The sequence below is a fragment of the Saccharicrinis sp. 156 genome (assembly GCF_050589685.1).
Lineage (GTDB): Bacteria > Bacteroidota > Bacteroidia > Bacteroidales > Marinilabiliaceae > Saccharicrinis.
Genome location: NZ_JBNGOS010000094.1, coordinates 1 through 2581 on the forward strand (window position 1 = coordinate 1; position 2581 = coordinate 2581).

The following is a 2581-nucleotide window of genomic DNA, read 5'->3' on the forward strand; positions in this document are numbered from 1 at the left end:
TTGTTTATCAAAATAAATTATTATCGCTATTTTCAGGCAGCATAATAAACCCAAACAACAGCTTAAAAAGGGCTTAAAACGCAATAAATTTTATTTTGCGGATAGTTTTTAGACAGACTGCCGTTACCGCCAAGCATAAAAACAATATTGCACTATTAATAATACAATATATTAAATTGTTGCACATTTAATTGTGCGTATTTCTATATTTGTATAAACAAATAGTTTAAAGCTATGAGAACTCTATATCAGAAATTCGAGATTTTATTACAAAATACGACTATAGATTTTAAGCGGTATCTGTATCAAGAAATTTCTTGGAATAGCCGAATGGTCGGAATTATTGGTCCTAGAGGTGTTGGAAAAACAACAATGATTCTGCAATATATAAAAGAAAACTTAGGTAGTAAACGAGCTTTGTACGTATCAGCTGACGATATGTACTTTAGCGAAAACAGGTTAATAGACTTAGCTGATGTTTTTTATAAGAATGCTGGAGAATACTTATTTATTGATGAGATTCATAAATACGAAGAATGGTCTCGAGAATTAAAAAATATTTATGACTCATACCCAGACTTAAAGGTTGTATTTACGGGGTCTTCTGTACTTGACATACTTAAAGGTTCTGCTGATTTAAGTAGACGTGCATTAATATATAGATTACAAGGACTTTCTTTTAGAGAATACCTTAATTTCTTCCATAATAGAAAAGTTGAAACTTTCACCTTAGAACATATTGTTAATGGGGAGATTCAGCTTCCGGATATAAAACACCCACTACCATTATTCAATGACTATCTGCAGCGAGGTTATTATCCATTTGGAATTGAAAATGAGCTTAATCTTCGGTTAGGACAAATTGTAGTTCAAACCTTAGAAACCGACATTCCTCAATATGCAAATATGAATGTTGCAACTAGTCGTAAATTGAAGCGTTTACTATCAATAATCTCTGAAAGTGTTCCATTCAAACCCAATTTATCAAAGATTGCCGGAATGATTAAGGTTAGTAGAAACTCTTTAGATGACTACTTTACGTATATGGAAAAGGCAGGCCTTATCGGTCAACTACGAAATGAAACTAGTGGAATTCGAGGTTTAGGTAAAGTTGACAAAGTCTATCTTGACAACACCAATTTAATTTATAGTTTAGCTGGCGAAAAATCTAATATAGGTAATATTAGAGAAACTTTTTTTCTGAATCAAATGAGAGTAAGAAATGAAGTTATATCATCAAAGAATGCTGATTTTGTTATCAAAGACTTTACATTCGAAGTTGGAGGGAAGAATAAACAGCAAAAACAGATAGAAAAAGATGGAAAATCATATATCGTGAAAGATGACATTGAATTTGGGTATATGAATATATTACCTTTATGGGCTTTTGGCTTAAATTATTAGGAAAATGCCGCCATTTCTATACATTAACAGACATGAATGAACTTGATTTTATAGCCGATTTTTTTCAAAAACAATTAAAAATCCCTTTGGATAAGGTTCAGAAAAAGGAACTACTTAAAAATATTCGTAAAGAAACCTTTAAAAAGAAAGAATTAATATTTAGCGGAGGAAGCTCAAATACTAAACAGTATATTATTGAGAAAGGACTTATTAGATTATTTCTTATCGATAAAAATGGCAAAGAATTCAATATCTTGTTTGCAAAAGAAAACCAAGTAATAGGTGATTTATCTAGTCCAGAACCGACAAGCTTTTTTATGGAAACAATTGAAGAATCGATTGTCTATTCCATTGATAATGCAGGTCTTTCAGCATTATCAGAATTCATTAAAAATAATAACGACTATTTAAAGCGTTCCTATATTTTTATACAAAAAAGATTAGTTTCAATACTATCTAAAAGTGCTGAGGAAAATTACATAGAACTTAAAACAAGATATCCTGATTTAATAAAGCGGTTACCTCAATATCATATAGCCTCCTATATTGGAGTTAGCGCTGAGTTTCTTAGTAAGATTATTAAAAAGTTAGCTAAAAAGTAAATAGGAGTATTTTCTTGAACTAGTTCATTTTTTTACATTTTGAATGTATCTATTTTTGAGTAAATATTAAAATTTAAAATTATGAATATAGTACTTTGGACTATTCAGGGATTATTAGCAGTTATATTCCTAATGGCTGGAACCATGAAACTTTTAAAGCCAGTAAAAGAATTAAGTAAGAAAATTGGAGATTGGGTTAATAATTTTTCAACAACAATTCTAAGAGCAATAGGCTTAACTGAAATTTTAGGCGCATTGGGATTAATTCTACCAATGTTGTTGAAAATATATCCTATATTAACACCTATGGCAGCAGTTGGACTTGCATTTACGATGATTGGAGCAATGAGATTACATATAAATAGAAAAGAAACTAAAGAAGTTATTGTTAATTCAGTTTTATTGTTGCTTACAATTTTCGTTATAGTTGGTCGTCTATTGGTCCTATAAGTTTAATATGTAAGGTTGAATTTGTTGCCTATTAACTAAGCCCAGTTGCTAACATTATAGGAATTAAAGCCCAGTTGAGCACAAAAAAACGGTAGAAGGATACAAGTCCCCGCTACCGTTTTTTT

Annotated in this window: 3 protein-coding genes; all 3 read left to right on the top strand. The window is 30.3% G+C overall.

The genetic code is table 11. The features are described 5' to 3' along the window. The first annotated feature begins 234 nt into the window (after positions 1–234). The 3 genes from ACRD64_RS25125 (at position 235) to ACRD64_RS25135 (ending at position 2456) form a co-directional block, all read left to right on the top strand. Positions 235–1404 (top strand): ATP-binding protein, encoded by a 1170-nt coding sequence (locus ACRD64_RS25125; RefSeq protein ID WP_430937374.1) that lies wholly within the window; start codon positions 235–237, stop codon positions 1402–1404. A 32-nt stretch (positions 1405–1436) separates the two neighbouring features. Beyond that, positions 1437–2006 carry a Crp/Fnr family transcriptional regulator gene (locus ACRD64_RS25130; protein WP_430937376.1) on the top strand — a complete coding sequence of 190 codons (570 nt, stop codon included), beginning with the start codon at positions 1437–1439 and terminating at the stop codon, positions 2004–2006. An 81-nt stretch (positions 2007–2087) separates the two neighbouring features. After that, a complete protein-coding gene (locus ACRD64_RS25135) occupies positions 2088–2456 on the top strand; it encodes a DoxX family protein (protein ID WP_430937378.1) in 369 nt (122 codons plus the stop codon). Positions 2457–2581 lie beyond the last annotated feature (125 nt).